Source organism: Streptomyces sp. NPDC050388 (genome assembly GCF_040655635.1).
GTDB lineage: Bacteria > Actinomycetota > Actinomycetes > Streptomycetales > Streptomycetaceae > Streptomyces.
The window spans coordinates 1-4,940 of the sequence record NZ_JBFAKH010000194.1 but is presented as its reverse complement, the minus strand read 5'-3'; the positions used below and the strand labels follow the sequence as shown (position 1 = coordinate 4,940).

The following is a 4,940-nucleotide window of genomic DNA, read 5'->3' as shown; positions in this document are numbered from 1 at the left end:
AGCCGACAGATCAATGCCAAGGCACACGGCCAGTCACGTTGCGAGTCAAGCCACCGCCCGGAGCGGCACCCGATCATCCTCACAGTCACGTTGGCGAATGGCGTGGGAGGATCTTCGAGTTGATCATGGTGGAGGGGGATCGTCGTGGGGAGCGCGGCGCCGTCGTACCAGGGGCACCGGTACCCGGTCGAGGTGATCTCCCACTGCGTGGGGCGGTACTTCCGCTGCCCGCTGTCGTTCCGGGAGATCGAGGAGCTGATGCTCGAGCGCGGCGTGCTCGTCTTCCACGAGACGGTGCGCCGCTGGTGTGCGCAGTTCGGGCAGGTCTACGCCCACGGCCTGCTCCGAAGGCGGCCCCGGCCCGGGGGCGCATGGCACCTGGATGAGGTCTTCATCAAGATCAACGGCGAGCGGAAGTACCTGTGGCGGGACGTGGACCAGGATGGCAACGTGCTGGACATCCTCGTGCAAAACCGCCGGGACAAGGCCGCGGCCCAGCGCTTCTTCCGCCGCCTGCTGAAGAGGACCGGTGCGGTGCCACGGTTGATCCTCACGGACAGGCTGCGCTCCTACGGGGCGGCCCACCGCGAGGTCATGCCCTCCGTCGAGCACCGCTCGCACAAAGGCCTGAACAACCGGGCCGAGAACAGCCACCAGCCCACCCGGCAGCGCGAACGCGCCATGAAGGGCTTTTGCTCCACCGGTGGAGCGCAGCGGTTTCTGGCCGCGTTCAGCGGCATCTCACCCCACTTCCGGCCCCGCCACCTGATGGCCGCACCCGACTACCGAACCGAGATGGCCCTCCGCTTCGCCATCTGGGAGCAGGTCACCGGCGCCGCCGGCCGGCCCACCACGGCCTGAGCACAGGCCCCGAACCGGGCCCCACCACGCTCCGACACGCCGTCAGACAACCACATACCCAACAACGTGATGCGATGAAGGAGCGGGCCTCCCGCTCCGGCCGGGTGCGGACGATGCTCGGTCCAGGAGAAGTAGCCACCGTCCACAGGCAGGAGGCCCCTGATGGACCAGGAAACAGCCTACGACGGACCGCAGATCGTGGGCATGGACCTGCACCGCAGCCGCTCGGTGCTGCTGCGGATGACGCCGGAGGGCACGCGGCTGGGCCGGGTACGCATCGATAACAGCCCGACCGGCCTGAAGGCCGAGATCGCCAAGGCCGGACCGCACCCGAGGGTGGTACTGGAAGCCACCCACGGCCGGTACTGGGCCGCCGACACGCTCCAGGAAGCCGGAGCCGAGGTGCACCTCGCCCACCCCCTGGGGGTGAAGCTGTTCAGCCACCGCAGGGTCAAGACCGACGAGAGGGACGCCGCCGACCTGGCGGACCTGCTGCGCATGGGGCGCCTGCCGCAGGCGTGGATCGCCCCACCACAGGTGCGCCGGCTGCGGGAACTGGTGCGCTACCGGCACAAGCCGGTCGGCATGCGCACCTCGGCCAAGGACCAGATCCACGCGGTGCTGGGCAAGGCCGGCCCGCACGTGCCGGTGTCCGACCTGTTCGGCCGCGCGGGCGGGGCCCGGCCGGCCACCGTCCCGCTGCACGGCGCCTACGCCACCCGCACCGCCTCGCTGCTCCGGCCGGTCGCCTCCCTCGATGCCGAGATCGCCGACCTCGACCAGCGCACGGCCCAGGCCCTGGCCGGCCATCCCGGCTACGCGGCGGTGCAGACGATCCCCGGCATCGGCCCGGTCTTCGCCGCCGTGATGGCCGCCGAGATCGGCGACGTCGCCCGCTTCCCGGGCCCCGCCCGGCTGTGTTCCTGGGCCGGGCTGACCCCGCGGCACCGCGCCTCGGACACCAAGGTCCACCGCGGGCCGATCACCAAGCAGGGCTCGTCGCTGCCGCGCCGGGCCTGCGTCGAGGCGGTGCGGCGATGCTCCGCCGACACCCCGGTGCGGCGGCTGAGGGACCGCATCATTCAACGCCGCGGCACCCCGGCCCGCAACGTCGCCAAGGCCGCCGCGGCCCGCAAGCTGCTCACCCTGGTCTACTACGCGCTGCGCGACGGCGAGGTCCGCTGCCTGGCGAAGACGAGTCCGGCGTGAGCAGGCCGGAACCCGGCCGGCGCGCGATCGCGCACTGTCTGGCCCCCGCCTCGGCGGCGCGGCCGTTAACGTGATTGATCCCGCTTGCCGGAGCGGACCGCCCCATGCAGAGGGCCTGTTCGGGCCGCACGGGCAGAACAGGGCCCCGCGAAGGGATGACCGGCAGCCGAGCCTGCCCACACCACGACCACACCCTTGGGGCGAGACACCACAACTCCACACCCCCGGTCCCGGCGCGACCAGTCTGCGCCGACCAGGTGCGGCCTCAAGGCCGTTCGTCCTCGGCTCCGCCTGCGGGCGCTCCGCCTTGACCCCGCACCCTGGGCTCGGCGCTGCCCGCAAGCGCCCGGAAACCGGAGAAAAAGGACGAGGAGACCCTCTTGTCCACCCTCGCTCCTTCAGGGATGGCAGTGCCCTCGGTCCGGGCCGCCGGACGGGCGCGAACGGCGGTCAGTCGTCGCCGGGAGGGGCTGCCGTCCCGGTCTGCTTGCCGTACTGGCGGCACTCACCGGTGAAGACGGCGGCGAGTTCGGCGGCGAGGACCGGTGCGACGAGCTCGGACACCGCCACCCCGCTTGCGCCGGCGGGCTCGCGGTAGACCTGCATCGCGAGTCCTTCCATCACGGCGGTGAGGCGTACGGCTGCGGGCCACGGGTCGAGGTCCGCCTCGACCTCGCCGCACTCCTTGCCGTTGTGGACCGCGCGCATGACCTCCTTGCGCAACTGCCGGGCGGCCTCGGCGTCGACCTCGGCCAGGGCGGGAGCGTCCAGGCCGCGGCCCGCGAACGCCCGGCTGACCCGGAACTCGGTGCGGCGCACCTCGTCCAGGGGGATGTATTCGAGCATCGCCTCGGCCAGAACTCCCGAGATGGGCTGCCGGTGCTCGGCCCCGGCCCGGATCCGCGCCTCCACCCGTTCCCGGATGCGCGCGCTGACCTCGTGGAACGCGTGCAGCAACATCTCGTCCTTGGTGCGGAAGTAGTGCTGCACCAGCCCGACCGACATTCCTGCCACAGCTGCCGTACGGGCGACGGTGACGGTGTCGAGCCCGTGCTGCGAGATGAGTTCACAGACGGCGTCGGCGATCTGACGTCGGCGTTCTTCATGGTCGGCGATCCTCGGCACTTGATAACCGTACCAGCGTACGGTTATAACCGTATCGACATACGGTTATCCCACTCGAGGAACGATGAAGAACTCCATGCGGATCCCTCTACGGCACGCCGCCGCCAGCGCGGTGGCCCTCCTGCTGGCCCTGCTCCTGTGCGGCCTGACGACCCCCGCAGTAGCGGCCCCCGCACCGGCGTCCGGCCGCTACGCCGCACTCGACGCGTACATCCACGAGCGCATGAAGGCCACCCACTCCCCCGGCCTGTCCTACGCCGTGGTCGGCCCCAACGGCCCGATCCACCAGCGCTCCTGGGGATACGACGGGAACGGTGAACCCGTCACGGCACAAACCCCATTCCTATGGGGGTCGGTCGCGAAACCGATCGCCGCAAGCGGTGTGATGGCCCTGGTCCAGGACGGACGGCTGCGACTCGAGGACCGGGTCGTCGCCCACCTGCCGCACTTCCGGTTCGGCGGCGCCGACCACGCGTCCCGAGTCACGGTCCGCCACCTGCTCTACCAGACCGCAGGCATACCGGAGTCGGCCACGTTCCAGATCACCGACTGTCTCGGCGCCGGCTGCCCCCGCCCGGCGGAACGCATCGGCGCCCTGGACGACATACAACCGCTCGGCGCTCCCGGCACCACATACGCCTACAGCAGCGCCAACTACCTCATCCTGTCCGCCGTGGCCGAGTCCATCACCGGGATTCCCTTCGCCGAACACCTCAAGGAAGCGGTCTTCGAACCTGCCGGCATGGACGGCGCCATCGCCGACCGGACAACGGCGCGCGAGCGCGACCTGCCCCCGGGACACCAGCTCATGTGGGGCGTGCCGACGGCGACCGCGGAGGAAGTGGACGATCACGGCGCAGGCTACGGATACGTCGGCGGCGACCTTGAAGACCTGGCGGCCTTCGCCTCATTCCAACTTCGATCGGGGCGGACCGCGGACGGCGACACGGTACTCACCCCTGAATCCGTCCACCTGATGCGCGAGGAGGGCACGCTCGGACCCGAGGGAGCCACGACCGGCTACGGACTGGGCTGGCGAGTCGGCGGTCTGCCCGCACCGCTCGACGACGCCGTCTGGCACACGGGCGCCACCCCCGGCTACTCGGCCATGCTTTTCCTGCTGCCCAAACAGAACACCGCCGTGGTCGTCCAGCAGAACCTGCACGGACTCCTCCACGACGAGGCGGTCATGGAGGTCGGCTTCGGCGCCGCCCGCATCCTCGCGGACGGCGAGGCACCCGACGACCAGCCGTCCTCGTCGGCCTACCACACAACCATCTGGGGCATCACCCTGCTGGCGGCGGCACTGCTGCTGACGACCGTACGTTCCGCCCTGCTCCTGCGCCGCCCGGCCGCGCCCACCTCCGTGCTGCGCCGCACCGTCCTGACCGCGCTGTGGTGCCTGGCGGGCGCATTGCCGTGGATCGCCCTGTGGCAGGCCTCCGCCCAGATGCCCGTGGACCGGCTGATGACCTGGCTGCCCGATGCCTTCATCACCGTCTGTGTCGCGGCGGTCGCCGGCACCACCACCGCCGTTCTCCGCCTCGTTCTCGCCCTCCGCTCCACCCGGGCTCGAGCCTCCCGACCGGAGCGTGGTCACATGGCAGCCCACTGACATGCGTCTCCGTCCACCCCGGCCGCACCCAGAGTGTGCCCGCCCGGACAGTTGCCGGGCGGGCGCTCCCTGAGGTTCCCTCTTCGTTGTCGACCTGGCCGCGCCGGACACGCTCGTTGGCGTCCGCGAT

General features: G+C 71.0%; 4 protein-coding genes. 3 read left to right on the top strand and 1 reads right to left on the bottom strand.

Features of this window, described 5'->3' with window-relative positions:
• Positions 1-138: 138 nt before the first annotated feature.
• On the top strand, positions 139-861 hold the full coding sequence (locus AB0I73_RS40290; protein ID WP_363045355.1) for an IS6 family transposase: 723 nt from the start codon (positions 139-141) through the stop codon (positions 859-861).
• A 162-nt stretch (positions 862-1,023) separates the two neighbouring features.
• Positions 1,024-2,070, top strand: a complete 1,047-nt coding sequence (locus AB0I73_RS40285; RefSeq protein WP_363045354.1) for an IS110 family transposase — start codon at positions 1,024-1,026, stop codon at positions 2,068-2,070.
• 450 nt (positions 2,071-2,520) lie between these two features.
• On the opposite strand, the gene AB0I73_RS40280 is transcribed toward AB0I73_RS40285, so the two are convergent.
• Complete coding sequence (locus tag AB0I73_RS40280) at positions 2,521-3,195, bottom strand: TetR/AcrR family transcriptional regulator (RefSeq protein ID WP_363045353.1); 675 nt, start codon at positions 3,193-3,195, stop codon at positions 2,521-2,523.
• Positions 3,196-3,259: 64 nt separating this feature from the next.
• On the opposite strand from AB0I73_RS40280, the gene AB0I73_RS40275 reads away from it, so the two are divergent.
• Positions 3,260-4,810 (top strand): serine hydrolase domain-containing protein, encoded by a 1,551-nt coding sequence (locus AB0I73_RS40275; RefSeq protein ID WP_363045352.1) that lies wholly within the window; start codon positions 3,260-3,262, stop codon positions 4,808-4,810.
• Positions 4,811-4,940: the final 130 nt, after the last annotated feature.